Source organism: Delftia sp. DLF01 (genome assembly GCF_014852125.1).
Classification (GTDB): domain Bacteria; phylum Pseudomonadota; class Gammaproteobacteria; order Burkholderiales; family Burkholderiaceae_C; genus Comamonas; species Comamonas acidovorans.
In genome coordinates this window covers 555726-579863 of sequence record NZ_JACVAZ010000004.1, presented here as the reverse complement: position 1 = coordinate 579863, position 24138 = coordinate 555726, and the positions used below count along the sequence as shown (strand labels likewise).

General features: G+C 66.5%; 22 protein-coding genes. 15 read left to right on the top strand and 7 right to left on the bottom strand.

Annotation, left to right across the window (positions count from 1 at the left end):
• Window positions 1-5: 5 nt before the first annotated feature.
• From hisF to tatC, 9 genes are all read left to right on the top strand, one after another.
• The gene (hisF, locus tag IB269_RS23610) at window positions 6-806 is read left to right on the top strand and encodes an imidazole glycerol phosphate synthase subunit HisF (RefSeq protein ID WP_192368472.1); all 801 of its coding nucleotides are present in this window, start codon (window positions 6-8) and stop codon (window positions 804-806) included.
• Between the two features lie 244 nt (window positions 807-1050).
• Window positions 1051-1449 carry a phosphoribosyl-AMP cyclohydrolase gene (gene hisI, locus IB269_RS23605; protein WP_013800785.1) on the top strand — a complete coding sequence of 133 codons (399 nt, stop codon included), beginning with the start codon at window positions 1051-1053 and terminating at the stop codon, window positions 1447-1449.
• Window positions 1446-1859 (top strand): phosphoribosyl-ATP diphosphatase, encoded by a 414-nt coding sequence (locus tag IB269_RS23600; protein ID WP_192368471.1) that lies wholly within the window; start codon window positions 1446-1448, stop codon window positions 1857-1859. Before hisI ends, IB269_RS23600 begins: the two co-directional genes overlap by 4 nt.
• Window positions 1856-2248 carry a DUF4870 family protein gene (locus IB269_RS23595; RefSeq protein ID WP_013800783.1) on the top strand — a complete coding sequence of 131 codons (393 nt, stop codon included), beginning with the start codon at window positions 1856-1858 and terminating at the stop codon, window positions 2246-2248. Before IB269_RS23600 ends, IB269_RS23595 begins: the two co-directional genes overlap by 4 nt.
• Before the next feature lie 19 nt (window positions 2249-2267).
• Window positions 2268-3299 carry a patatin-like phospholipase family protein gene (locus IB269_RS23590; RefSeq protein ID WP_088163820.1) on the top strand — a complete coding sequence of 344 codons (1032 nt, stop codon included), beginning with the start codon at window positions 2268-2270 and terminating at the stop codon, window positions 3297-3299.
• Window positions 3300-3340: 41 nt separating this feature from the next.
• Complete coding sequence (locus IB269_RS23585; protein ID WP_012207351.1) at window positions 3341-3703, top strand: histidine triad nucleotide-binding protein; 363 nt, start codon at window positions 3341-3343, stop codon at window positions 3701-3703.
• Window positions 3704-3896: 193 nt separating this feature from the next.
• Window positions 3897-4136, top strand: a complete 240-nt coding sequence (gene tatA, locus IB269_RS23580; protein ID WP_013800780.1) for a Sec-independent protein translocase subunit TatA — start codon at window positions 3897-3899, stop codon at window positions 4134-4136.
• A 21-nt stretch (window positions 4137-4157) separates the two neighbouring features.
• Window positions 4158-4655: a Sec-independent protein translocase protein TatB gene (gene tatB / locus IB269_RS23575; RefSeq protein WP_012207353.1), complete on the top strand. Its 498-nt coding sequence runs from the start codon at window positions 4158-4160 to the stop codon at window positions 4653-4655.
• A 150-nt stretch (window positions 4656-4805) separates the two neighbouring features.
• Window positions 4806-5630 carry a twin-arginine translocase subunit TatC gene (gene tatC, locus IB269_RS23570; RefSeq protein ID WP_012207354.1) on the top strand — a complete coding sequence of 275 codons (825 nt, stop codon included), beginning with the start codon at window positions 4806-4808 and terminating at the stop codon, window positions 5628-5630.
• 210 nt (window positions 5631-5840) lie between these two features.
• On the opposite strand, the gene IB269_RS23565 is transcribed toward tatC, so the two are convergent.
• The 4 genes from IB269_RS23565 to IB269_RS23550 form a co-directional block, all read right to left on the bottom strand.
• Entirely contained in the window at window positions 5841-7316 is a 1476-nt protein-coding gene (locus tag IB269_RS23565; RefSeq protein ID WP_013800778.1) for a glutamate synthase subunit beta, read from the bottom strand.
• A 69-nt stretch (window positions 7317-7385) separates the two neighbouring features.
• A complete protein-coding gene (locus IB269_RS23560; RefSeq protein WP_013800777.1) occupies window positions 7386-12116 on the bottom strand; it encodes a glutamate synthase-related protein in 4731 nt (1576 codons plus the stop codon).
• 188 nt (window positions 12117-12304) lie between these two features.
• Window positions 12305-13015, bottom strand: coding sequence for a transposase (locus IB269_RS23555; RefSeq protein WP_192368470.1), 711 nt, complete (start codon window positions 13013-13015; stop codon window positions 12305-12307).
• Between the two features lie 55 nt (window positions 13016-13070).
• A complete protein-coding gene (locus IB269_RS23550) occupies window positions 13071-13910 on the bottom strand; it encodes an IclR family transcriptional regulator C-terminal domain-containing protein (protein ID WP_043782847.1) in 840 nt (279 codons plus the stop codon).
• An 86-nt stretch (window positions 13911-13996) separates the two neighbouring features.
• Between IB269_RS23550 and IB269_RS23545 the strand changes: the two genes are divergently transcribed.
• The 5 genes from IB269_RS23545 to IB269_RS23525 all read left to right on the top strand — a co-directional run bounded on the left by IB269_RS23545 (window position 13997) and on the right by IB269_RS23525 (window position 18575).
• Window positions 13997-14698 (top strand): 3-oxoacid CoA-transferase subunit A, encoded by a 702-nt coding sequence (locus IB269_RS23545; RefSeq protein WP_012207359.1) that lies wholly within the window; start codon window positions 13997-13999, stop codon window positions 14696-14698.
• A gap of 26 nt (window positions 14699-14724) precedes the next feature.
• Window positions 14725-15384 (top strand): 3-oxoacid CoA-transferase subunit B, encoded by a 660-nt coding sequence (locus IB269_RS23540; protein ID WP_192368493.1) that lies wholly within the window; start codon window positions 14725-14727, stop codon window positions 15382-15384.
• A 72-nt stretch (window positions 15385-15456) separates the two neighbouring features.
• Window positions 15457-16668, top strand: coding sequence for a 3-oxoadipyl-CoA thiolase (gene pcaF / locus IB269_RS23535; protein ID WP_192368469.1), 1212 nt, complete (start codon window positions 15457-15459; stop codon window positions 16666-16668).
• 7 nt (window positions 16669-16675) lie between these two features.
• Window positions 16676-17416, top strand: a complete 741-nt coding sequence (locus IB269_RS23530) for an SDR family NAD(P)-dependent oxidoreductase (protein WP_192368468.1) — start codon at window positions 16676-16678, stop codon at window positions 17414-17416.
• Between the two features lie 151 nt (window positions 17417-17567).
• Window positions 17568-18575: a Bug family tripartite tricarboxylate transporter substrate binding protein gene (locus tag IB269_RS23525; protein ID WP_192368467.1), complete on the top strand. Its 1008-nt coding sequence runs from the start codon at window positions 17568-17570 to the stop codon at window positions 18573-18575.
• Window positions 18576-18796: 221 nt separating this feature from the next.
• Here the strand turns inward: IB269_RS23525 and IB269_RS23520 are convergent, their stop codons facing one another.
• The 3 genes from IB269_RS23520 to IB269_RS23510 form a co-directional block, all read right to left on the bottom strand.
• The gene (locus IB269_RS23520; RefSeq protein ID WP_225614266.1) at window positions 18797-19591 is read right to left on the bottom strand and encodes a hypothetical protein; all 795 of its coding nucleotides are present in this window, start codon (window positions 19589-19591) and stop codon (window positions 18797-18799) included.
• Window positions 19592-19690: 99 nt separating this feature from the next.
• The gene (locus IB269_RS23515; protein WP_063328266.1) at window positions 19691-21208 is read right to left on the bottom strand and encodes an alkaline phosphatase; all 1518 of its coding nucleotides are present in this window, start codon (window positions 21206-21208) and stop codon (window positions 19691-19693) included.
• A 206-nt stretch (window positions 21209-21414) separates the two neighbouring features.
• Entirely contained in the window at window positions 21415-22830 is a 1416-nt protein-coding gene (locus tag IB269_RS23510) for an alkaline phosphatase (protein ID WP_071956756.1), read from the bottom strand.
• Window positions 22831-23022: 192 nt separating this feature from the next.
• Here IB269_RS23510 and IB269_RS23505 point away from each other — a divergent pair, with 192 nt between their 5' ends.
• Window positions 23023-24120, top strand: a complete 1098-nt coding sequence (locus tag IB269_RS23505; RefSeq protein WP_192368465.1) for an MBL fold metallo-hydrolase — start codon at window positions 23023-23025, stop codon at window positions 24118-24120.
• Window positions 24121-24138: the final 18 nt, after the last annotated feature.

The following is a 24138-nucleotide window of genomic DNA, read 5'->3' as shown; positions in this document are numbered from 1 at the left end:
TGCCCATGCTTGCCAAACGCATCATCCCCTGTCTTGACGTCACGGGAGGGCGCGTCGTCAAAGGCGTGAACTTCGTGGAGCTGCGCGATGCGGGCGACCCGGTGGAGATCGCCGCGCGCTACAACGCCCAGGGCGCGGACGAGCTGACCTTCCTGGACATCACGGCCACCAGCGACGGGCGCGACCTGATCCTGCCCATCATCGAGTCCGTGGCCAGCCAGGTCTTCATTCCCCTGACCGTCGGCGGCGGTGTGCGCACCGTCGAGGACGTGCGCCGCCTGCTCAACGCGGGCGCCGACAAGACCAGCTTCAACTCGGCCGCCATCGCCAACCCCGACGTGATCAATGCGGCCTCCGACAAGTACGGCGCGCAATGCATCGTCGTGGCCATCGACGCCAAGCGCCGCACCGCCGAGGACGAGCAGCGCATCGGCGCCGATGGCCGCGCTGCCGGCCCCGGCTGGGATGTCTACAGCCACGGCGGACGCAAGAACACCGGCCTGGATGCCGTGCAGTGGGCCGTCGAGATGGCGCGCCGCGGCGCGGGCGAGATCCTGCTGACCAGCATGGACCGCGACGGCACCAAGTCCGGGTTCGACCTGAAGCTCACGCGCGCCGTCAGCTACGCCGTGCCCGTGCCCGTGATCGCCTCGGGCGGCGTAGGCTCGCTGGACGACCTGGCCGATGGCGTGACCCTGGGCGGCGCCGACGCGGTGCTGGCCGCCAGCATCTTCCACTACGGCGAATTCACCGTGGGCCAGGCCAAGCAGCGCATGGCCGAGCGCGGCGTGCCCGTGCGCCTCTGATACGGCGCGTCGGCGGACTCCTTCATTTCAGTTTTCCATGGCGCCCGCGCCGCCCACAACCCATGAAACCGGCGAGGCCCAAGGGACCAGGGACAGCGAGCAAGGGCCGCCCCGCAGCAAGGCTGTCGTCTCCCTCCCGCGCAGCGAGAGAGGGGGAAGGCGCGAAGCGACTCAGGGGGTGTATTTTCAATCCAGGCAATTCCTGACAATCCTGTCACAGGGATGCCCACCCAGGATATTCACAATGCAGGCAATGAACTGGCTAGATCAAGTCAAATGGGATGCGCAGGGCCTGGTGCCCGTGATCGCGCAGGAAAAGGACACGGGCGACGTGATGATGTTCGCCTGGATGAACCGCGAGGCCCTGGCCAAGACGGCCGAGCTGGGCCGCGCCGTCTACTTCAGCCGCTCGCGCAACAAGCTGTGGTTCAAGGGCGAGGAATCGGGCCACGTGCAGACCGTGCACGAGGTGCGCATCGACTGCGACAACGACGTGGTTCTGCTCAAGATCACCCAGACCGGCCACGAGCCCGGCATTGCCTGCCACACGGGGCGCCACAGCTGCTTTTACAGCGTGCTGCAGAACGGCCAGTGGCAGGCCGTCGATCCGGTCTTGAAAGACCCCGAATCGATCTACAAATGAATTCCACGAACATGAACGACACCGCAAGCACTTCCTCGCTGGACGCCCTGGCGCGCCTGGCCGCCGTCATCGAAAGCCGCAAGCCCGCCAACGGCGGCGACCCCGACAAGAGCTACGTCGCCCGCCTGCTGCACAAGGGCCCGGATGCCTTTTTGAAGAAGATCGGCGAAGAGGCCACCGAAGTGGTCATGGCCGCCAAGGACGCAGACCATGGCGGAGACGCCAGCAAAATCCTCTACGAAGTGGCCGATCTGTGGTTCCATAGCATGATCGCCCTGGCCCACTATGGCCTGACGCCCGCCCAGGTCGTTGCCGAACTGGAACGCCGCGAAGGCACCAGCGGCATCGAGGAAAAGGCGCTGCGCAAGGCCCAGGAACGTGATGTGAACGAGAAAGGACCGCTGCCATGAATGACGATTACATCGAAGTCCGTGCCCTGGACCAGTCCCGCATCGAAGGCCTCAAGGCCTGGGGCTGGGTCAGCTACCTGCTGCATCTGGTGGTGGCCGTGGCCGCCGTCGTGCCGGGCGCACAGCCCAGCATTGCGCTGCTGGTGATCGCCCTGATCATCGATCTGGTCAAGCGCGGCGACGCCGAAGGCAGCTGGATGGCCAACCACTTCTCGTGGCGCATCCGCAGCGTGATCTGGGCCGGCATCCTGTACCTGGTCACGGCGCCGCTGTGGCTGCTGTTCTTCGTGCCCGGCTGGATCGCCTGGACCGTCATCTCCATCTGGTTCCTCTACCGCATCGTGCGCGGCATGGTCGCCATGAACCGCAACCAGGCCGTGGACCGCTGAAGGTCCCGGGCAAACCGCCATGACTCCGACCCCGACCTGCAAGATCAACCTCGCCCTGCAGGGCGGGGGCTCGCACGGTGCCCTGACCTGGGGCGTGCTGGATGCGCTGCTGGAAGACGGCAGCCTTGTCTTCGACGGCATCAGCGGCACCAGCGCCGGTGCCATGAATGCAGTGGCCCTGGCCCAGGGCTTTGCCAAGGCTGCACGCCAGGAAAGCGATCCGGTGGCCGCCCAGGCGCTGGGGGCCGAGCTGGCCCGCGCCACGCTGACCGAACTCTGGGAAGGCGTGGGCACCATGGGCAGCCTGATGTGGGGCGCGCCCCTGCCGGGCAGCCCCTTCATGGGCGTGCTCAACCAGTTCTTCTCGCCCTACCAGACCAACCCGCTGGACATCAACCCGCTGCGCAAGCTGCTCGAACGGGTCGTGGATTTCGAGGCGCTGACGCATCCGCCCGTGGAGGGCGTGGTGCCCAAGGTCTTTGTCTGCGCCACCAATGTGCGCACGGGCCGGGGCTGCATCTTTTCGGGCAGAAAACTCAGTGCCGACGCGGTCATGGCCTCGGCCTGCCTGCCCCAGCTGTTCAAGGCCGTGGAAATCGATGGCGAGCCTTACTGGGACGGCGGCTTCTCGGGCAATCCCGCCCTGTATCCCCTGATCTACGGCACCGCGTCCAGCGACATCCTGCTGGTGCAGATCAATCCCATCGAGCACACCGACCTGCCCAATACGGCGGCCGACATCATGGACCGCATGAACGAGGTCACCTTCAACGCCGGCCTGCTGTCCGAGCTGCGCGCCATCGAGTTCGTCAAGCGCCTGCTCGAGCAGGGCAAGCTGGACCCGACACGCTACAAAAAGGTGCTGCTGCACCGCGTGGACGGCGGCTCCGTGCTCAAGGGCTATGGCGCCTCGACCAAGACGCGCTCCGACATGCGCTTCGTGCGCGAGCTGTTCGAGCTCGGACGCGAGCAGGGCCAGCAGTGGCTCCAGCAGCACCGCAGCGACATCGGCGTGCGCCAGACGCTGCGCATCAACGACAATCCGGCCTGATTTCCAACCTACCGCCAGCCTCCCAGGATTCCTGTAGCGCCATGCACGACCACGACCCGAACTGCCTGTTTTGCCGCATCACCAAAGGCGAGATCCCTTCCCGCAAGGTCTATGAGGACGAGGACGTCTTCGCCTTCCACGACATCCATCCCGGCGCGCCCATCCACTTCCTGATGGTGCCCAAGAAGCACATCCCCTCCATGGCCCAGGTCCAGGCCGAGGACGCCCCGCTGCTGGGCCGCCTGATGGCACTGGCGCCCCGCCTGGCTGCCGAGCAGGGCTGCAACCCGTATCCCGACGGCGGCTTTCGCCTGGTGGTCAACACGGGCACCGAAGGCGGCCAGGAAGTCCACCACCTGCATATCCACGTCATGGGCGGCCCCCGCCCCTGGCTCAAGGGCTGAAACTCAAGGGCTGAAAACGCCGCAGCGGCCACGCTACCTGCAGCAGACGGCTGCCGCCCGGCACAAGGTGGCCCGTCTCTTGCTTGAGGCACCCCCTGTTTCTTGCGTCGGCCGAACGGCTTTTGTGGGGCCTTGCGAACTGCCGCCATGGCCCGGCGTCTAAAATGATCTGCAATTCTTAGGAGAGATTCTCATGGGCTCGTTTTCCATCTGGCATTGGCTGATCGTCCTGGCCATCGTGGTTCTGGTGTTCGGCACCAAGAAGCTGAAGAACATCGGTTCCGACCTCGGCGGCGCCGTCAAGGGCTTCAAGGACGGCGTGAAGGACGGTTCGACCTCCACCGACACTCCCGCAGCCGCTCCCGGCCAGGTCGCCGGCCAGACGGCTGCCGACAAGACCACCATCGACGTCGAAGCCAAGCAAAAGAGCTGATGGCCCGCACGCCAAGCTTCCATGTTTGATATTGGCCTTTCCAAGATGGCGCTCATCGGTGCCGTGGCCCTCGTGGTCATCGGTCCCGAGAAGCTGCCGCGCGTGGCGCGTACCGTCGGCACCCTGCTGGGCAAGGCCCAGCGCTATGTCTCCGATGTGAAGGCCGAGGTCAACCGTTCGATGGAACTCGACGAGTTGCGCAAGATGAAGGACACCGTGGAGGGCGCGGCGCGAGACGTCGAGCAATCCATCCACACTTCGGCCGCCAACTTCGAGAAGGACTGGAACGAGTCCACGGCATCGCTCAACGGCACGTCTTCCTCGTACGACTCCTCTTCCTACGGCTCCGACAGCGATACGTACAGCGCCGTGGCGCCGGCCTACCGCCACCCGGGCAAGAACTGGCGCCTCAAGCGTGCCGCCGTGCCCCAGTGGTACAAGGCCCGCGCCGGCGTGCGCACCAAGGCGCAGTCGGGCGCGGCGCGCGTGGCGCGCTTTCGCCCCCAGAAGTCCCGCTGAAGATGCCGGCGCGCCGCGGGCCACGAGGCAACCAGCCCAGCCTCTGCCACCCGGGCACCCGCCATTGCCGAATCCTGCCCGATCCGTCGGGCTTTCTGCTTTTCACCCCAGGTCCGTGGATGCCCTTGCGGCCCGCCGCGGTTTCGCACCATGTCCGACATTCCACCTAAAGACGACGAGCTGGCAGGCACCGAGCAGCCTTTCGTCCAGCACCTGATGGAGCTGCGCGACCGCCTGCTCTATTGCATCTACGGCATCGGTCTGGCGATCGCCGTGCTGGCCGTGTGGCCCGGCCCCAACGGGCTGATCGACTTCATCGCCCACCCGATCAAGGCCCACATGCCGCCCGATGCCAAGCTCATCGCGGTGGGCGTGTTCACGCCCTTCTTCGTGCCGCTCAAGGTGCTGATGATGGTGGGCGTGCTGGCCGTGCTGCCCTGGATCATGTACCAGATGTGGGCCTTCGTGGCGCCCGGCCTGTACAGCCATGAAAAGCGCTTTGCGCTGCCGCTGATCATCTTCGGCAGCCTGCTGGCCTATATCGGCATCGCCTTCGTGCAGTTCTTCGTGCTCGACAAGATGTTCGCCTTCATCCAGGGCTTCACCCCGGACAGCGTGGCGGCCACGCCAGACATCGCCTCGTATGTGGAGGCCATCCTGTCCCTGTACCTGGCCTTTGGCCTGGCCTTCCAGGTGCCCATCGTGGTCATGCTGCTGGTGCGCTTCGGCCTGGTGGACATCGCCAAGCTCAAGTCCTTCCGTGGCTACTTCATCGTGGTGGCCTTCATCATCGCCGCCGTGGTCACGCCGCCCGACGTGATCTCCCAACTGGCCCTGGCCGTGCCCATGTGCATTCTTTACGAGATCGGCATACTGGGCGCCGGCTGGTTCAGCCGCGTCTCTAAGGCGCCGGAAGAAGAAGCCGAACCCGGCACCGCAGTGGACAAGCCCGCAGAGGATAAACCCTCCCCCTGAGTCGCTTCGCGCCTTCCCCCAGAGGGGGACGACACCCTCGGTGCGGGGCGGCGCGGCCGGCCCAGGCCCTTCCTCGGTGTCCCTCGCTTTAGGGCGCGCCAGTTTCAAGGGCCTACGCTGAAACACGAGGAATCTGTAATAAAAAGCCCTTGGTTCATCACCAAGGGCTTTTTCTTTGTCTATGGCCAAGCCCCTTCCGGGGTTGGCATCTCACCGAGGCAGGTCGGACGTGCCCATGAGGAATTCGTCGATGGAGCGAGCGGCCTGGCGGCCTTCGCGGATGGCCCAGACGACCAGGGACTGGCCGCGGCGCACGTCGCCGGCGGCGAAGAGCTTGGGCACGCTGGTGGCGTAGCCGCCTGTGAAGTCGGTGGTGGCCTTGGCGTTGCCGCGTGCGTCCTTGTCCACGCCAAAGGCGTCGAGCACGGCCTGCACGGGGCTGACGAAGCCCATGGCCAGCAGCACCAGATCGGCCTTGAGCACCTGCTCGCTGCCGGGCACCTCGACCATCTTGCCGTCCTTCATTTCGATGCGCACGGTCTTGACGGCCGTGACCTGGCCCTTCTCGCCGATGAACTCCTTGGTGGCGATGGCGAACTCGCGCTCGCAGCCTTCCTCGTGGCTGGAGCTGGTGCGCAGCTTGATCGGCCAGTAGGGCCAGACCAGGGGCTTGTTCTCCTGCTCGGGCGGCATGGGCATCAGCTCGAACTGGGTCACGCTGACGGCGCCGTGGCGGTTGCTGGTGCCCACGCAGTCGGAGCCGGTGTCGCCGCCACCGATGACGATGACATGCTTGCCATCGGCCCGCAGTTGGCCCTTGAGCTTGTCGCCCGCGTTGACCTTGTTTTGCTGCGGCAGGAACTCCATGGCGAAATGAATGCCCTTGAGTTCACGCCCCGGCACGGGCAGGTCGCGCGACTGCTCGGCACCACCGGTCAGCAGCACGGCATCGAACTCGGCCATGAGCTGCTCGGGGCTGACGGTTTCCTTGGCCCAGTTGGTGACCTTGGAGTCTTCGCCCAGGCCGTCCTTGCCCGCCACCAGCACGCCGGTACGGATCTTGACGCCTTCGGCCACGAGCTGCTCCACGCGGCGGTCGATGTGCGACTTCTCCATCTTGAAGTCGGGGATGCCGTAGCGCAGCAGGCCGCCCACGCGGTCGTTCTTCTCGAACAGCGTGACATCGTGGCCGGCGCGCGCCAGTTGCTGCGATGCGGCCAGGCCTGCGGGGCCTGCGCCGACCACGGCGACCTTCTTGCCGGTCTTGCGGCTGCTGGGCAGGGGCTTGACCCAGCCTTCGGCCCAGGCACGGTCGATGATGGCGTGCTCGATGGACTTGATGCCCACGGCGTCGTCGTTGATGTTCAGCGTGCAGGCGGCCTCGCAGGGCGCGGGGCAGATGCGGCCGGTGAACTCCGGGAAGTTGTTGGTGCTGTGCAGCACGGCGCTGGCGCTCTTCCAGCCGCCGTGGAAGACCAGGTCGTTGAAGTCCGGAATGATGTTGTTGACCGGGCAGCCGCTGTTGCAGAACGGCGTGCCGCAGTCCATGCAGCGCGCGCCCTGGATCTTGGCCTGGCTGTCATCGAGGCCGATGACGAATTCCTTGTAGTGCTTCACGCGCTCGACGACGGGCGCGTAGCCCTCCTCAAGGCGCTCATATTCCATGAAGCCGGTGGTCTTTCCCATGATTCGTTGTCCTGATGTGTGGGGTGCAGGGATGGATGCGGGCCGCTGCCCGCATCCTTCGCTTCCTTGTTATTTGGCGGCCACGGCTTCCTTGGCGTGTTCCTCGACCTCGGGCGTGGCGGGCTCTTCCATCACCTGGCGCTCGTACATCTCGGACAGGGCACGCTTGTACTCGCTGGGGAAGACCTTGACGAACTTGGAGCGGGCCGCCGCCCAGTTGTCCAGCAGGTCGCGGGCGCGCTTGGAGCCGGTCCAGCGGCTGTGCGCCTCGATCAGTGCGCGCAGCTGGCGTTCGTCGGTTTCGCGACGATGCCAGACGGCGGGCGAGACCTGGGCCAGGTGCTCGTCGTGGGGCAGCACCTGGTCCAGCGAGACGGACGCCTTGTTGCAGCGCTCGGCGAAGCGGCCATCCTCGTCATACACATAGGCCACGCCGCCGCTCATGCCGGCCGCGAAGTTGCGGCCCGTCTTGCCCAGCACCACCACGGTGCCGCCGGTCATGTATTCGCAGCCGTGGTCGCCCACGCCTTCGACCACGGCCGTGGCGCCCGACAGGCGCACCGCGAAACGCTCGCCGGCCACGCCGCCGAAGAAGGCCTCGCCGCTGGTGGCGCCGAACATCACGGTGTTGCCGACGATGGTGTTGGTCGTCGTGTCGCCACGGAATTCATGGCTGGCATGCACCACCACGCGGCCGCCGGACAGGCCCTTGCCCGTGTAGTCGTTGGCATCGCCGCGCAGGTTCAGCGTGATGCCGTTGCACAGGAAGGCGCCGAAGGACTGGCCGCCGGTTCCCTCGAAGTGGATGCGGATGGTGTCATCCGGCAGGCCTTCGGGATGCACGCGCGTCACGGCACCGGAGAGCATGGCGCCCACGGAGCGGTTCACGTTGCGCGCCACTTCCATGATGCGCACGCGCTCGCCGTTCTCGATGGCGGGCTTGCAGCGCTCGATGAGCTTCACGTCCAGCGCCTTGTCCAGCAGGTGGTCCTGCTTTTCGACATGGAAGCGCGCCACGTCGGCGGGCACTTCGGGCTGGGCGAACAGGCGCGAGAAGTCCAGGCCCTGGGCCTTCCAGTGCTGCAGGCCCTTGCGGGTGTCCAGCAGGTCGGCACGGCCGATCAGGTCGTCGAACTTGGCCACGCCCAACTGGGCCATGATCTGGCGCACTTCTTCGGCGATGAAGAAGAAGTAGTTCACCACATGCTCGGGCTTGCCCGAGAACTTGGCGCGCAGCACCGGGTCCTGCGTGGCCACGCCCACGGGGCAGGTGTTCAGGTGGCACTTGCGCATCATGATGCAGCCCTCGACGACCAGGGGCGCCGTGGCGAAGCCGAACTCGTCGGCACCCAGCAGCGCGCCGATGACGACGTCACGGCCGGTCTTCATCTGGCCGTCGGCCTGCACGCGGATGCGGCCGCGCAGGCGGTTGAGTACCAGGGTCTGCTGGGTCTCGGCCAGGCCGATTTCCCAGGGCGAGCCCGCATGCTTGATGGACGACCAGGGCGATGCGCCCGTGCCGCCGTCATGGCCTGCGATGACCACGTGGTCGCTCTTGCACTTGGCCACGCCGGCCGCGATGGTGCCCACGCCCACTTCGGACACGAGCTTGACCGAGATGTCGGCGTGCGGCGCCACGTTCTTCAGGTCGTGGATCAGCTGGGCCAGATCCTCGATGGAGTAGATGTCGTGGTGGGGCGGAGGCGAGATCAGGCCGACGCCGGGCACGGAGTGGCGCAGCTTGCCGATGTAGTCGGACACCTTGCCGCCGGGCAGCTGGCCACCTTCGCCGGGCTTGGCGCCCTGGGCCATCTTGATCTGCACCTGGTCCGAGGACGACAGGTACTCGGCCGTGACGCCGAAGCGGCCCGATGCCACCTGCTTGATCCTGGAGCGCAGCGAGTCGCCGTCCTGCAGCTCGATGTCGGCCTCGACCTTGTCGGCGCCGATGATGGAGCCCAGGGTCTCGCCCTTCTTGATCGGGATGCCCTTGAGCTCGTTGCGGTAGCGCTGAGGATCTTCCCCGCCTTCGCCGGTGTTGCTCTTGCCGCCGATGCGGTTCATGGCCACGGCCAGCGTGGCATGGGCCTCGGTGCTGATCGAGCCCAGCGACATGGCGCCCGTGGCAAAGCGCTTGACGATGTCCTTGGCCGACTCGACCTGGTCCAGCGCAATGGCCTTGGCCGGGTCGAACTTGAACTCGAACAGGCCGCGCAGCGTCATGTGGCGCTTGCTCTGGTCGTTGATCAGCTGGGCGTATTCCTTGTACGTGCTCCAGTTGTTGGAGCGCGTGGAATGCTGCAGCTTGGCGATGGCGTCGGGCGACCACATGTGCTCTTCGCCACGGGCGCGCCAGGCGTATTCGCCGCCGGCGTCCAGCATGGTCTCCAGCACGGGATCGTCACCGAAGGCCGCGCGGTGGTTGCGGATGGTTTCCTCGGCGATCTCGAAGACGCCGATGCCCTCGACGCGGCTGGCCGTGCCGGTGAAGTACTTGTCCACGGTGTCGCTATTCAGGCCGATCACCTCGAACAGCTGGGCGCCGCAATAGGACATGTAGGTGGACACGCCCATCTTGGACATGATCTTGGACAGGCCCTTGCCGATGGCCTTGACGTAGTTGTAGATGGCCTTGTCGGCCGACAGGTCGCCGCCCAGCTCCTTGTGCATGTCGGCCAGGGTTTCCATGGCCAGGTAGGGATGCACGGCCTCGGCGCCGTAGCCCGCCAGCACGGCGAAGTGGTGCACTTCGCGCGCCGTGCCCGTTTCCACGACCAGGCCGGCCGTGGTGCGCAGGCCCTCGCGCACCAGGTGCTGGTGGATGGCCGACAGCGCCAGCAGCGCGGGGATGGCCACCTGGGTGGCGCTCACATGGCGGTCGCTGATGATCAGGATGTTGGCGCCGCCCTTGATGGCATCCACGGCCTGCGCGCACAGCGATGCCAGCTTGGCTTCCACGCCCTGCTTGCCCCAGGACAGCGGGTAGGTGATGTCGATCGTTGCGCTCTTGAACTTGCCCTGCGTGTGGCGTTCGATGTCGCGCAGCTTGGCCATGTCGGCGAAGTCCAGCACGGGCTGGTGCACTTCGAGACGCATGGGCGGGTTGACCTGGTTGATGTCCAGCAGGTTGGGCTTGGGTCCGATGAAGGACACCAGCGACATCACGATGGCTTCGCGGATGGGGTCGATCGGCGGGTTGGTCACCTGCGCGAACATCTGGCGGAAGTAGTTGTACAGCGGCTTGTTCTTGTCCGACAGCACGGCCAGCGGGCTGTCGTTGCCCATGGAGCCGATGCCTTCCTCGCCGTTCTTGGCCATGGGGGCCAGCAGGAACTTGATGTCTTCCTGCGTGAAGCCGAAGGCCTGCTGGCGCTCGAGCAGCGGCAGGCTGGCGGCCTCGGGGCCGGCATGCGTGTCACCGCCCACGCTGCCCAGCTTGATGCGCAGGTTCTCGATCCACTGCTTGTAGGGCTTGGTGTTGACGATGTTGGCCTTGAGCTCGTCGTCCTCGATCAGGCGGCCCTGCTCCAGGTCGATCAGCAGCATCTTGCCGGGCTGCAGGCGCCACTTGCGCACGATGGAGCTGTCGGGCACGGGCAGCACGCCGGCCTCGGAAGCCAGGATGACCAGGTCGTCATCGGTGATCACGTAGCGCGAGGGGCGCAGGCCGTTGCGGTCCAGCGTGGCGCCGATCTGGCGGCCGTCGGTGAACACGATGGAGGCCGGGCCGTCCCAGGGCTCCATCATGGCGGCGTGGTATTCATAGAAGGCGCGGCGGCGCTCGTCCATGGACTCGTGCTGCTCCCAGGGCTCGGGAATCATCATCATCACGGCCTGGCTGATGGGGTAGCCGGCCATGGTCAGCAGTTCCAGGCAGTTGTCGAACGTTGCCGTGTCGGACTGGCCTGCGAAGCTGATGGGATAGAGCTTCTTGAGGTCCTCGGCCAGCACGGGCGAGGCCATCACGCCCTCGCGCGCCAGCATCCAGTTGTAGTTGCCGCGCACGGTGTTGATTTCACCGTTGTGGGCCACGTAGCGGTAGGGGTGGGCCAGCGGCCACTCGGGGAAGGTGTTGGTCGAGAAGCGCTGGTGCACCAGGCCGATGGCCGAGACGCAGCGCTCGTCGGACAGGTCGTTGTAGTACACGCCCACCTGGTCGGCCAGCAGCAGGCCCTTGTAGACCACGGTGCGGCTGCTCATGCTGGGAACGTAGTATTCCTTGCTGTGCTTGAGCTTGAGGTTCTGGATGGCGGCGCTGGCCGTCTTGCGGATCACGTACAGCTTGCGCTCGAGCGCGTCCTGCACGATCACGTCGGCGCCGCGGCCGATGAAGACCTGGCGCAGGATGGGTTCCTTTTCCTGGACCGTGGGCGACATGGGCATGTCGCGGTTCACGGGCACATCGCGCCAGCCCAGCAGGACCTGGCCTTCGGCCTTGATGGCGCGTTCCATCTCCTGCTCGCAGGCCAGGCGCGAGGCGTGTTCCTTGGGCAGGAAGATCATGCCCACACCGTACTCGCCCGCCGGCGGCAGGGCCACGCCCTGCTTTGCCATCTCTTCGCGGTAGAGCTGGTCGGGAATCTGGATCAGAATGCCCGCGCCATCGCCCATGAGCTTGTCGGCGCCCACGGCGCCGCGATGGTCGATGTTTTCGAGGATCTTGAGCGCGCCGGTGACGATGTCATGGCGCTTGACGCCCTTGATATGTGCAACAAAGCCGAGGCCGCAGGCGTCGTGCTCGTTGCTCTTGGAGTACAGACCGTGGTCTTGGAGATGCTTGATCTCGGCAGCCGTCGTCATGGCGGAATCCTCAAATTTTTCGCAGGGAACGCAAGATTAAGGCAAGGCATCACCTCATGCAATAAATTTATATAAGGGTCAGATCCCAATTAATTCCAGAACAAAAAAATCGGAAATTAATAAGGGACATATTTATTTCACAAAGGCCTGCAGTGAGGAATCAAGCACTTGCAAGCTATCAGTGGGTACTAACGCACTGTTGTGGTGCGCTCATTGGTCCGTCCGGGCGGACGACCGGCACGTTGGCGGGTCACACGGCGCTCGGTGCGCTGTTGTAAATCGGCAATGAATTGCTCATCGCCCAGCGCCCAGCCCCGCAGTGCCGACTGGCTGATGCGTTCGGCGTCGTCGGCGCCAACCCCCTCTTCCACGGCTTCCACATAGGCCGCATCCCGCGCAAACGGGGTGTTGCCCAGCGCCCAAAACACGGCATGCGGCTGGATCAGCGCGTCGCTGCGCAGGCCGGCGTTGTGCGCGTAGCTGGACCAGGGCCAGTCGGCCGGCCGCTGGACCAGGCCGGCGCGCACGGGGCTGTCGTCCATGAAGACCATGGTGGGCAGCAGCCAGCTGGGCTGCAGCACCGTGCCGCGATAGCGGCCTTCCCACAGCGTGCCGCTGCGGCCGTGTCGGTCGTTGAAGTAGCGCACATAGCGCCGGCCCACGGCCTGCATGAACTTCGGCAGGCCATCGCCGGTGCGGGGCGTGGCCAGCAGGTGGAACTGGCTGGGCAGCAGCACGTAGGCATGCACGGCCAGCTCGCAGCTGCGCGCCATCTCGCGCAGCAGCCCCAGCATGGTTTCCCGGTCCTGGGCATCGATGAAGATGTCCCCGCCGTTGTTGCCGAGCTGGATGATGTGGTGCGGCAGATCCGCAAGGGTGAGTCGGGGCAGGCGGGCCATGGTGCGAGTGCGGGGCGTGGATCGGCAATTATGGAGCGCTGCGCCGCCCGCCGCCCTACAGGGAAAGCCGCGATGAGGCCCGCAGCAGCTGGCTCACCAGCTGCGTAGCGGCCAGCAGCCGGGGCAGGAGTTGCCCGCGCATCATCTCGGCGCTGTTGCGGTTGGCCTGGCCGCTGATGTTGAGCGCAGCCACGGTGCGCCCGGCCGCGTTCTTCACGGGCGCCGCGATGGAGATCAGGCCTTCGGCCAGTTCCTGGTCCACCAGGGCCCAGCCCTGGGCGCGCACCTCCAGAATGCGCTGGCGCAGGCGCTCGTCGTCCTGCTCGGTCAGGGCCGTGAACTGCCGGCGCTCGCGCGCATCCAGCAGGGCCTGCAGGGATTCATCGCTCTCGCCAGCCAGCAGCACGCGCCCCATCGAGGTCCAGCAGGCCGGCAGGCGCGAGCCCACGCCGAGGTTGGTGCTCATGATCTTGTGGGTGTGCACGCGCAGCACATAGACGATGTCGCCCCCATCGAGCACGGCGGCCGAGCAGGACTCCTTGACCTCATCGACCAGGTTTTCCATCACGGGCTCGGCCAGGTTCCAGACCGGGGTGGAGCTGAGGTAGGCAAAGCCCAATTCCATGATGCGCGGCGTGAGCTGGAACAGCTTGCCGTCGCTCTTCACATAGCCCAGCGTCTGCAGCGTCAGCAGGATGCGCCGGGCCCCGGCACGCGTGAGCCCCGTGCGCGCCGCCACCTCGCTGAGCGTCTGCGCAGGCGCCTCGGCACTGAACGAGCGGATCACGCCCAGGCCGCGCGCGAAGGACTGCACATAGCTGTCGCCGGGGCGCGGCGTGCCGCCCTCTTCTTCGGCCCCACCTGTGGAAATTACGGAAGCAGCATTTTTTTCCATGGCTCTATAATTCTTTCTGCGAACTTTTGTTCTACATACGAACATTTTAGCGCAGCGCCAGCGGCCTGCATACCGGAGACAAGCAAGTGATCAACAAAATCACCGACACCATCGCCGAGGCGTTGTCGGGCGTCCAGGACGGCTCCACCGTGCTGATCGGGGGCTTCGGCACCTCGGGCAATCCCACCGAACTCATCGACGGCCTGATCGCCCAGGGCGCACGCGAGCTGACCGTGGTCAACAACAACGCGGGCAACGGAGACCAGGGCCTGGCCGCGCTGCTCAAGAGCGGCCAGGTGCGCAAGATCATCTGCAGCTTCCCCCGCCAGGTGGACAGCTGGGTGTTCGACGACCTGTACCGCAGCGGCAAGATCGAGCTGGAACTCGTGCCCCAGGGCAACCTGGCCGAGCGCCTGCGCGCCGCCGGCGCCGGCATCGGCGGCTTCTTCTGCCCCACGGCCTATGGCACGGAGCTGGCCAACGGCAAGGAAACGCGCGAGATCAACGGCAAGCACTATGTGCTGGAGCATCCCATCCACGGCGACGTGGCACTGGTCAAGGCCGAGAAGGGCGACCGCTGGGGCAACCTGACCTACCGCATGTCGGCCCGCAACTTCGGGCCTGTGATGGCCACGGCGGCCAAGCACACGATCGCCACCGTGCACGAGATCGTGGAGCTGGGCGCGCTGGACCCCGAGGCCGTGGTCACGCCCGGCATCTACGTGAGCCAGATCGTGAAGATCGACCGCGTGGCCACCCAGGCCGGCGGCTTCAAGAAAACCGCATGAGCGCCCCAACCGCCGAAAGCAAGAGCATGAGCAGCTACCAGAAACGCAGCAAGCAAGAGCTGGCCCGGCGCGTGGCCGAAGACATCTTCGACGGCGCCTATGTCAACCTGGGCATCGGCATGCCCACCCAGGTGGCCAACCACATCCCGGCCGGCCGCGAGGTCATCCTGCAAAGCGAGAACGGCATCCTGGGCATGGGCCCGGCGCCCGCCGAAGGCCAGGAGGACTATGACCTGACCAATGCCGGCAAGCAGCCCGTCACCCTGCTGCCGGGCGGCTGCTATTTCCACCATGCCGACAGCTTCGCCATGATGCGCGGCGGCCACCTGGACATCTGCGTGCTGGGCGCCTTCCAGGTCTCGGCCACGGGCGACCTGGCCAACTGGAGCACAGGCGAGGCCGGTGCCATTCCCGCCGTGGGCGGCGCCATGGACCTGGCCGTGGGTGCACGCCAGACCTGGGTGATGATGGACCTGCTGACCAAGACCGGCGAATGCAAGGTCGTCGAGGCCTGCAGCTATCCGCTCACGGGCCTGTCCTGCGTCAAGCGGATCTACACCGACCTGTGCACGCTGGAATGCACGCCCGACGGCCTGCGCCTGATCGACACCGTGCCCGGCCTCTCGCACGCCGAGCTGCAGTCCATCGTGGGCCTGCCCATCAAGGACGCGACGGCCACGGCCTGATCCTTCAGCTCCCCCCAGTGGGTGCGCTGCGGCGCACCCCGGCACCTCTTCATTCTTTTCCCAGGAGACACCATGAGCCAGTCCAACCAGGCCTTCATCTGCGACGCCATCCGCACCCCCTTCGGCCGCTACGGCGGCGCCCTGTCCCCGGTGCGTGCCGATGACCTCGGCGCCGTGCCGATCAAGGCGCTGATGGAGCGCAACCCCGGCGTGGACTGGACGGCCGTGGCCGACGTGCTCTACGGCTGCGCCAACCAGGCCGGCGAAGACAACCGCAACGTGGCACGCATGTCCGCCCTGCTGGCCGGCCTGCCCATCGATGTGCCGGGCGCCACCATCAACCGCCTGTGCGGCTCGGGCCTGGACGCCGTGGGCACGGCCGCGCGCGCCATCAAGGCGGGCGAGGCCCGCCTGATGATCGCGGGCGGCGTGGAAAGCATGAGCCGCGCGCCCTTCGTCATGCCCAAGGCCGAAAGCGCCTTCAGCCGCAGCAACGCCGTGTATGACACCACCATCGGCTGGCGCTTCGTCAACAAGCTGATGAAGCAGCAGTACGGCGTGGACTCCATGCCCGAGACGGCCGAGAACGTGGCCGACGACTTCAAGATCGAGCGCGAAGCCCAGGACCGCATGGCCCTGGCCAGCCAGCAAAAGGCCGCCGCCGCCATCGCGGCCGGCTACCTGGCCAAGGAAATCGTGTCCGTCTCCATTGCCCAGAAAAAGGGCGACGCCATCGTGGTGAGCCAGGACGAACATCCGCGCGCCACCACCATCGAGGCGCTGGCCAAGCTCAAGGGCGTGGTGCGCCCGGATGGCACGGTGACGGCCGGCAATGCCAGCGGCGTGAACGACGGCGCCTGCGCCCTGCTGCTAGCCAACGAGGAAGCCACCAGGCAATACAACCTGGTGCCGCGCGCCCGCGTGGTCGGAATGGCCGTGGCCGGCGTGGCCCCGCGCATCATGGGCTTCGGCCCCGCGCCCGCCGTGCGCAAGGTGCTGGCCCTGACCGGCCTGACGCTGGAGCAGATGGACGTGATCGAGCTGAACGAAGCCTTTGCCGCACAGGGCCTGGCCGTGCTGCGCGATCTGGGCATTGCCGACGACGACCGCCGCGTCAACCAATGGGGCGGCGCCATTGCGCTGGGCCATCCGCTGGGTGCCTCCGGTGCCCGCCTGGCCACCACGGCCGTGAACCAGCTGCACACGCTGGGCGGCCGCTACGCGCTGTGCACCATGTGCATCGGCGTGGGCCAGGGCATTGCCGTGATCCTGGAAAAGGTCTGATACTGCGATGAGCACCGTGGATAACAAGACACCCGTCACCGTGGTCAGCGGCGCCAGCAACGGCATCGGCCGCGCCATCGCCGAGGCCCTGCTGGGCCAGGGCCGCGCCGTGGTCAACCTCGACTACGTGCTGCCCGAATGGAGCCACCCTCTGCTGGTGAGCTACCAGGCCGACCTGACCAGCGAGCAGGCCACCGCCGAGGCGGCGGCCCGCATTGCCGCCGCGCACAACGTGGTGGCCCTGGTCAACAACGCGGGCGCCACGCGCCCCGGCACCATCGACAACGCCAGCACCCAGCATCTCGACGACGTGGTGGGACTGCACCTGCGCGCGCCCATGCTGCTGGTGCAGGCCTTCCTGCCCACGCTGCGTGCCTGCGGCGAGGGGCGCATCGTGAACATGTCCTCGCGCGCCGCGCTGGGCAAGCCGGACCGCATCGTCTACTCGGCGACCAAGGCGGGCCTGATCGGCCTGACGCGCACCCTGGCCATGGAACTGGGCCGCGACCGCATCACGGTCAACGCCCTGGGCCCCGGTCCCATCGCCACCGAGCTGTTCACCAAGAGCAACCCCGAAGGCGCGCCGCAGACCCAGCGCATCCTCAACAGCATTGCCGTGGGCCGCATGGGCACACCGGAAGACGTGGCCCGCGCCGCGCTGTTCTTCCTGTCGCCCGACAACGGCTTCGTCACCGGCCAGGTGCTCTACATCTGCGGCGGCACCACGCTGGGCGTGGCGCCCGTCTGACCGAACGCCTTTCCAGGCACAACACCCTTCAAGAAGAACCACTGGAAGCGCCCGCCTGCACAGGCGGGCGCCACACAGGGCCTTGCCCTGGCCCAGCCCGGCGTTGCCGGGCTGGGTCATCCACCTTATTGCCGAATCAGGAGACCTCTCGATGTCCGATCAAACCACCCACTTCACCCGCCGCCGTGGCCTGCAGGCGCTGGCCGCCGCATCCCTGACCGCGCTCGGCGCCCTGTCCGGCACCGCCGCCCTGGCCCAGGACGGCTTCCCCAGCAAGCCCATCACCATCCTCGTGCCCTTCGCCGCTGGCGGCACCACCGACATCCTGGCGCGCATCGTCGCCCAGGCGCTGCAGCAGGAACTGGGCCAGACCGTGATCGTGGACAACAAGCCCGGCGCGGGCGGCAACATCGGCGCCGTGGCCGCCGCGCGTGCACCGGCCGACGGCTACACGCTGTTCATGGGCACCGTGGGCACGCATGCCATCAATGCCGCGCTCTACGCCAAGCCCGGCTTCGACCCCATCAAGGACTTCTCGCCCCTGACGCGCGTGGCCAACGTGCCCAACCTGCTGGTGGCCCACCCCAGCCAGCCGTTCAAGACCGTCAAGGAAATGATCGCCTACGCGCGCGCCAATCCCGGCAAGCTGAACTACGGCTCCTCGGGCAGCGGCAGCTCCATCCACCTGTCGGGCGAGCTGTTCCGCTCCATGACGGGCCTGGACATGGTGCACGTGCCCTACAAGGGCAGCGCCCCGGCCATCACCGACCTGCTGGGCAACCAGATCGCCATCATGTTCGACAACATGCCCTCGGCCATCCAGCATGTGCGCTCGGGCAAGCTGCGTCCCATCGCCGTGACCACGGCCAAGCGCTCGCCCGAACTGCCCGATGTGCCCACCGTGGCCGAAGCCGGCGTGCCCGGCTACGAGGCCACTTCGTGGTTCGGCCTCTGGACCCAGGCCAAGACACCCGCCGCCGTGCAGCAGCGCCTGTACACGGCCATTGCCAAGGTGCTCAAGGACCCGGCCGTGGTCAAGAAGATCAACGACCAGGGCGGTGATGTCGTGATCGACACGCCGGCCGAATTCCTCGCCTATATCAAGGCCGAATCCGCCAAGTGGAGCAAGGTCGTCAAGGACTCCGGGGCGCAAGTCTGACCTTCGTTTCCGTATAAAAGAGCTGCTGCGTGCAGCTCTTTTTCATTGGAGCACCGACCTATTGCTAAGCACCGCCCACATCGCACGAACGAGCGCGGCCCAACTCAGGGACACCGAGGAAGGGCCTGAGCCGGCCGCGCCGCCCCGCACCGAGGGTGTCGTCCCCCTTCAGGGGCGCCGTGCAACGGGGAAGGCGCGAAGCGACTCAGGGGGTAATCATTTCAATCCAGCAGATCGGAGTAGTCGCCCTTGTCGTAGCCTTCGATGGCCTTCCAGGGCTGGGCCAGCGGGGCGGGCAGCTTGGTGGCGGTGACGACGATGCGCTCGATGCCGTGGGAGTCGCTGCGTTCCACGCGGCGGGCGAACTGGTTGGCCACGTCCCAGTCGATGACGGTGGTCTGCTCGCCTGCCGTGCCGCGGTAGCGCTGCACGCCGTTGTGCGGCTTGCCCACGCGTTCCATGCCCTGCAGCGCGGTGGGAGGCACGATCCAGTACACGTTGTCGAAGGAGCCGCCGTAGCCCACGTTGCCGTGGTGGGCCAGGTCCACGCTGATGACGCGCCGCAGCTTGGCCAGGATGACTTCCACGCCGACCTTGCCGTCATCGGCGCGGCGGATGGACAGGGGTGCGGCGCGGGCCTCGTCATGGGCATGGCCGGCGTGCGGGCCATGGGCGTGGTCATGGCCGTGGTCCTGGCTCTGGCGCAGGGCGGCGGGCATTTCGCGCTCTATCCACAGCTGGGCCTTGCGGCGGTAGACGCGGTTGGTATAGACGCTGCTGCGCTGCACGCCGTCGCTGCCCACGCTCATGGCTTCGTAGGTGATGCGCAGGTCGGCTTCGGGCGTGGCCTGCACGGCGGCCGTGGTGCGGGCCACGGAATCAGCGGGGACTGCGGCCGTGGGTACGGATGCCGCCGCCTTGGCCGGCTCGGCGGCCCATGCTGCGGTGACGGAACAGGCCAGCAGCGCGGCCGCGTAGATGTGGCGCGCCGCGCGCGGCGCCGGAAGGGAAAGCATCATGGAATCCAGCCAATGCGAAAAAAACCGGGGCCGGGCACACGCATGTGCCACGGCTCCGGCCAGGGGTTGGCAAGCAGCCAACGAAGGAAGAAACAATTACAGGCCAGCGGCTTCGCGGACCTTGGAGAACACCTTGGTGTTGTCCATCGTGCCCTTGAAGATCTTGGCGCCCGCGCCGCCGGCGAACAGCATCACGTCGCCGCCGCCATGGGTCTCGGAGCCCGGCGTGCCCAGGTTCAGGCCGACTTCCTGCAGGTAGTTGTCGTCCGTGGTGTCCACGGCCGTCACGTCGTCGCGCGAGGCGCCGCGTGTGGGAGCGATCCAGGGCTTGTTGCCATCTTCGGCATTGACCTGGCTGGAGGCCGTGGCGTTGGGACGTCCGCCGTTGCCGAAGGCCAGCGTGGTGTAGGGCTTGCCGTCCTGGGCCTTGGCCATCTGGCCAGTCTGGTAGTCCTGCACCTTGCCCAGGATGGGGTTGCCGATCTTGGAGTAGCCGTTGAACACCATGTTGTGGTCGTGATCGGCCGTGACCACGATCAGCGTGTTCTTCAGGCCCGGGTCCTTCTTTTCCATGTAGGCCATGGCGGTCTCGATGGCGCGGTCGAAGGCCAGCGTGTCTTCCAGCGCGCGCTTGGCATTGGTGCCGTGCAGTGCGTGGTCGATGCGGCCGCCTTCCACCATCAGGAAGAAGCCCTTGTCGTTGCGGCTGAGCACGTCCAGCGCCTTGCCGGTCATGTCGGCCAGGCTGGGCTCATCCAGCTTTTGCTTGACGCGGTCCAGCTCGTAGGCCATTTCGCTTTGCGTGAACAGGCCCAGCAGCTTGGGAGCCTTGGTCGCGTCCAGGGCCGACAGCTCGCTGCCCTTGGCGACATAGGCGTAGCCCTTGGCCTTCATCATGTCCACGAGGTTGGCCGTGTCCGTGCGCTTGCTGCTGGGGTTGACCGACTTGGGCAGGTAGTTGCGCTGGCCGCCCCCCATGAGCACGTCGATGCCGTCGCCCAGCTTGGCGTTGTAGTTGGCATGGCCGGGCACGGACTGCTCGGCAATGCTGTTGTAGCCATTGCGGTTGCAGATGTGGGCGTAGGTGGCCGCAGGCGTCGCATGGCCCACGCGCGTGGTGGAGATGGCGCCCACGGCGCGGCCCTTGGCCTTGGACAGTTCCAGCAGGGTCTGGGCGGGCTGGCCGTTGCCGGCCGGGCAGGTGGTGTCCTCGCCGTTGATGTACTGCTGGCCGTTGGCCGCATAGGCCAGGGTCTCGGCCGACATGGAGATGACTTCGTTGTTCATCTTCACGCCGGTCATGTAGGCCGCCATCGAAGGCGCGCTGTCCGTGGTCTGGCCATCGCGCGAGAAGGTCTTGACGCGGCTGGCGTAAGGCAGGGACTGCATGGTCAGCGTGGCGCGCTCGCTGCTGGTCAGTGCCGTGGGATTGGCAGCCAGCTGCTTCTCACCCTTGTAGATGCGCGCGGCGGTCACGGTGACCGGGCCCATGCCGTCGCCGAGGAAGAAGATGACGTTCTTGGCCTCGCCAGCCGCATGGGCGGCAGGTGCCAGCAGCGCCAGCGCGCCGGCCGCAGCCAGGGCGAGGGAAGTCTTTTGGAGGATCGGATGCATGTGGAATTCCTTGAATACTTTGAATGCCTTGATTGCGGTACAAGACCCTGGTCGTACAGCGTGCTAGGACCGCATGAAACCGGCGTGGCCCAGGCGGCGGACGCCGAGCAAGGGCCGCCCCGCAGCGAGGGCGTCGTCGGCTGCCCGCACGCCCCCCTCCCGCGAAGCGAGAGAGGGGGAAGCGACGCAGTCGCTCAGGGGGTGTTTCATTGCAAGCCGATGCTCTTCTTGATCAGCGTGAAGACGGTGGTGTTGTCGATCACGCCCGAGAACGTATCGGCACCCATGCCTTGCGCGCCCAGGAACACGTCGCCGCCGCCGTGGGTTTCGGAGGCCAGGGGCACCACGGCCTCCTGCAGGTAGTCGGGGCTCTCCAGCGAAGCCGCGTCGATGGGACCCCGCGTGGCCAGGCGCTTGGGACCGTTGCCGAAGCCCAGGATGGTGTAGGGATTGCCATCCACATCGGTGGAGGCCTTGCCGTCCACGTAGTTCTTGACCAGGCCCAGCACGCCGGGCTTGCCGGCCTCGGTCTTGCCGGTGCGCGCGGCATAGCCGTTCAGGTGCAGCGTGTGGTCATGGTCGGCGGTGACGACGATCAGCGTGTTCTTCAGGCCCGGATCAAGCTTGGCCATCTTGTCCAGCGCGGTCTGGATGGCGTTGTCGAAGGCCACGGTGTCCTGCAGCGCGCGGCGCGCGTTGGTGGCGTGCAGCGCATGGTCGATGCGGCCGCCTTCCACCATCAGGAAGAAGCCCTTCTTCTTGGCCGACAGTGCGTCGATGGCCTTGCCCGTCATCTCGGCCAGGCTCGGTTCCTTGGTCGCATCGCGGTCCAGGTCATAGGCCATGTGGTCCTTGGTGAACAGGCCGGCGATCTTGCTGCCGTCCACGGGCAGCTTGTCGAACTCGCTCTTGTTGGCGGCGTAGCTGTACTTTTGCGTCTTGAACTCGGCGATCAGGTTGCGGCTGTCGTTGCGGCGGCCGCCGTCGGCCTTGGGCGTGAAGTAGTAGGAGCCGCCACCCAGGATCACGTCCACGCCGTCACCGAGCTTGCTGTTATAGCCGGAGCCGCCGGGCACCAGGGCCGCGGCAATGGTGTTCTCCGCATCGCGGTGGCAGACGTGCGAGTAGGTGGTTGCCGGCGTGGCATGCGTGATGCGCGCGGTGGAGACCACGCCAGTGCCGTAGCCGGCGGACTTCATCTGCTCGAGCAGCGTGGGAACGGCCTGGCCGTTGCCGCTGGGGCAGGTGCTGTCGTAGTTGGTGTGATAGGCCTTGCCCGCAGCGTCCGTGGCCTTGGTGTCGGGCGTCATGGAGATGACTTCGTTGTTCATCTTCACGCCGGTCATGTAGGCGGCCATCGAGGGCGCGCTGTCCGTCACCTGGGCGTCGTTCGAGAAGGTGTGGACGAAGGCAGTCTCGGGCAGCTTGTCCATGGTGAGCTCACCGTCTTCACCCACGCTGTAGATGCGTGCGGCCGTCATGGTGGTGATGCCCATGCCGTCACCCAGGAAGAACAGCACGTTCTTGGTCGGAGCGGCTGCGGACGAACCGTCGCTGCCGCCACAGGCGCTCAACAGCAGCGAGGCACCAGCCAGCGCGCTGCACAACATCTTCAATTTCATGCGGATATCCCTCTGTAGGCAGGGGACCCCGCAGCACGGCCGCGCCCTCCCCCTGTTGATTGACCCGTGCACTGTAGGAGCGGCCTGTGACGAGCCCGTGACAGCAAGGCAGCAGCGGCAGGCGTATCGTTGCGGGGATGCGCTGCCAGCCGGGGAGCACCCGGCCACCCCAGCGACTGAACAAGGAACCCCATGGACCAGAAAGCCCAAGCCCCGAACGCCTCGCACGCCACGGATGCGCCGCCCAAGCCGGTGCTCGACTACCCGTTCGAGGCGCCACCGCAGCGCGGGCAGACGCTGGAGGTCGCACCCGGCGTGCTCTGGATACGCATGCCCCTGCCCTATGCGCTGGATCACATCAATCTCTGGGCCATCGATGACGGCGAGGGCTGGGCCATCGTCGATACCGGTGCGCGCACCGACGAAGGCGTGGCCACCTGGCGCGCGCTGTTCTCCCAATCCACGGACGGCCGCTCGCTGACACGCGTGCTGGTCACCCACATGCACCCCGACCATGTGGGCCTGGCCGGCTGGCTGACGCGCAAGTTCCATGTGCCGCTGTACATGACGCGCCTGGAATATCTGAACTGCCGCGTCGTGGTCTCGGACTGCAGCCGCGAGGCGCCGCCCGACGCCATCGCCTTCTACCGCCGCGCAGGCTGGAGCGACAGCGCGCTGGAGTCCTACCGCGCCCGCTTCGGCAACTTCGGCAAGCACATCCACGCCCTGCCCGACAGCTACCGCCGCCTGCACGACGGCGAGGAACTGCGCATAGGAAAGCACCTGTGGCGCGTGGTGGTCGGCAGCGGCCACTCGCCCGAGCACGCCAGCCTCTACTGCCCCGATCTCAAGCTGTTGATCTCGGGCGACCAGGTGCTGCCGCGCATCTCGTCCAACGTCTCGGTCCATGCCATGGAGCCCGACGCCAACCCCATGGCCGACTGGATGGATTCTCTGGAAAAGGTCAGGCGCGAAGTGCCCGACGATGTGCTCGTACTGCCCGCGCATGGCGATTGCTTTCGCGGACTGCATGCACGGATCGATTCACTGGCCGCAGGCCAGGAACGCGCCAACGCCCGCTTGCTGGCCGCACTGGCCGAACCGCGTCGCGCCGTCGATGTCTTCGGCGCCCTGTTCTCACGCCCCATCAGCGAATCCAGCCCCGCCCTGCTGGGCATGGCCACGGGCGAAAGCCTGGCCTGCCTCAACCACCTGATGCATGCAGGGCAGGTGGAGCGCAGCATTGATGCCGATGGCATCGCCTGGTACCACGCCGTGGCGGGGGTCTGAGACTGCTGCAGGCAGACG

Bases quoted from the DNA above. Each gene is read 5' to 3' on its own strand.
- pcaF (WP_192368469.1), top strand. From the start codon at position 15,457: ATGAGCCAGTCCAACCAGGCCTTCATCTGCGACGCCATCCGCACCCCC.
- IB269_RS23585 (WP_012207351.1), top strand. From the start codon at position 3,341: ATGCACGACCACGACCCGAACTGCCTGTTTTGCCGCATCACCAAAGGC.
- IB269_RS23560 (WP_013800777.1), bottom strand. From the start codon at position 12,116: ATGACGACGGCTGCCGAGATCAAGCATCTCCAAGACCACGGTCTGTAC.
- tatC (WP_012207354.1), top strand. From the start codon at position 4,806: ATGTCCGACATTCCACCTAAAGACGACGAGCTGGCAGGCACCGAGCAG.
- IB269_RS23525 (WP_192368467.1), top strand. From the start codon at position 17,568: ATGTCCGATCAAACCACCCACTTCACCCGCCGCCGTGGCCTGCAGGCG.
- IB269_RS23565 (WP_013800778.1), bottom strand. From the start codon at position 7,316: ATGGGAAAGACCACCGGCTTCATGGAATATGAGCGCCTTGAGGAGGGC.
- tatB (WP_012207353.1), top strand. From the start codon at position 4,158: ATGTTTGATATTGGCCTTTCCAAGATGGCGCTCATCGGTGCCGTGGCC.
- IB269_RS23555 (WP_192368470.1), bottom strand. From the start codon at position 13,015: ATGGCCCGCCTGCCCCGACTCACCCTTGCGGATCTGCCGCACCACATC.
- hisF (WP_192368472.1), top strand. From the start codon at position 6: ATGCTTGCCAAACGCATCATCCCCTGTCTTGACGTCACGGGAGGGCGC.
- tatA (WP_013800780.1), top strand. From the start codon at position 3,897: ATGGGCTCGTTTTCCATCTGGCATTGGCTGATCGTCCTGGCCATCGTG.
- IB269_RS23520 (WP_225614266.1), bottom strand. From the start codon at position 19,591: ATGCTTTCCCTTCCGGCGCCGCGCGCGGCGCGCCACATCTACGCGGCC.
- IB269_RS23600 (WP_192368471.1), top strand. From the start codon at position 1,446: ATGAATTCCACGAACATGAACGACACCGCAAGCACTTCCTCGCTGGAC.
- IB269_RS23550 (WP_043782847.1), bottom strand. From the start codon at position 13,910: ATGGAAAAAAATGCTGCTTCCGTAATTTCCACAGGTGGGGCCGAAGAA.
- hisI (WP_013800785.1), top strand. From the start codon at position 1,051: ATGCAGGCAATGAACTGGCTAGATCAAGTCAAATGGGATGCGCAGGGC.
- IB269_RS23595 (WP_013800783.1), top strand. From the start codon at position 1,856: ATGAATGACGATTACATCGAAGTCCGTGCCCTGGACCAGTCCCGCATC.
- IB269_RS23510 (WP_071956756.1), bottom strand. From the start codon at position 22,830: ATGAAATTGAAGATGTTGTGCAGCGCGCTGGCTGGTGCCTCGCTGCTG.
- IB269_RS23515 (WP_063328266.1), bottom strand. From the start codon at position 21,208: ATGCATCCGATCCTCCAAAAGACTTCCCTCGCCCTGGCTGCGGCCGGC.
- IB269_RS23590 (WP_088163820.1), top strand. From the start codon at position 2,268: ATGACTCCGACCCCGACCTGCAAGATCAACCTCGCCCTGCAGGGCGGG.
- IB269_RS23540 (WP_192368493.1), top strand. From the start codon at position 14,725: ATGAGCAGCTACCAGAAACGCAGCAAGCAAGAGCTGGCCCGGCGCGTG.
- IB269_RS23505 (WP_192368465.1), top strand. From the start codon at position 23,023: ATGGACCAGAAAGCCCAAGCCCCGAACGCCTCGCACGCCACGGATGCG.
- IB269_RS23530 (WP_192368468.1), top strand. From the start codon at position 16,676: ATGAGCACCGTGGATAACAAGACACCCGTCACCGTGGTCAGCGGCGCC.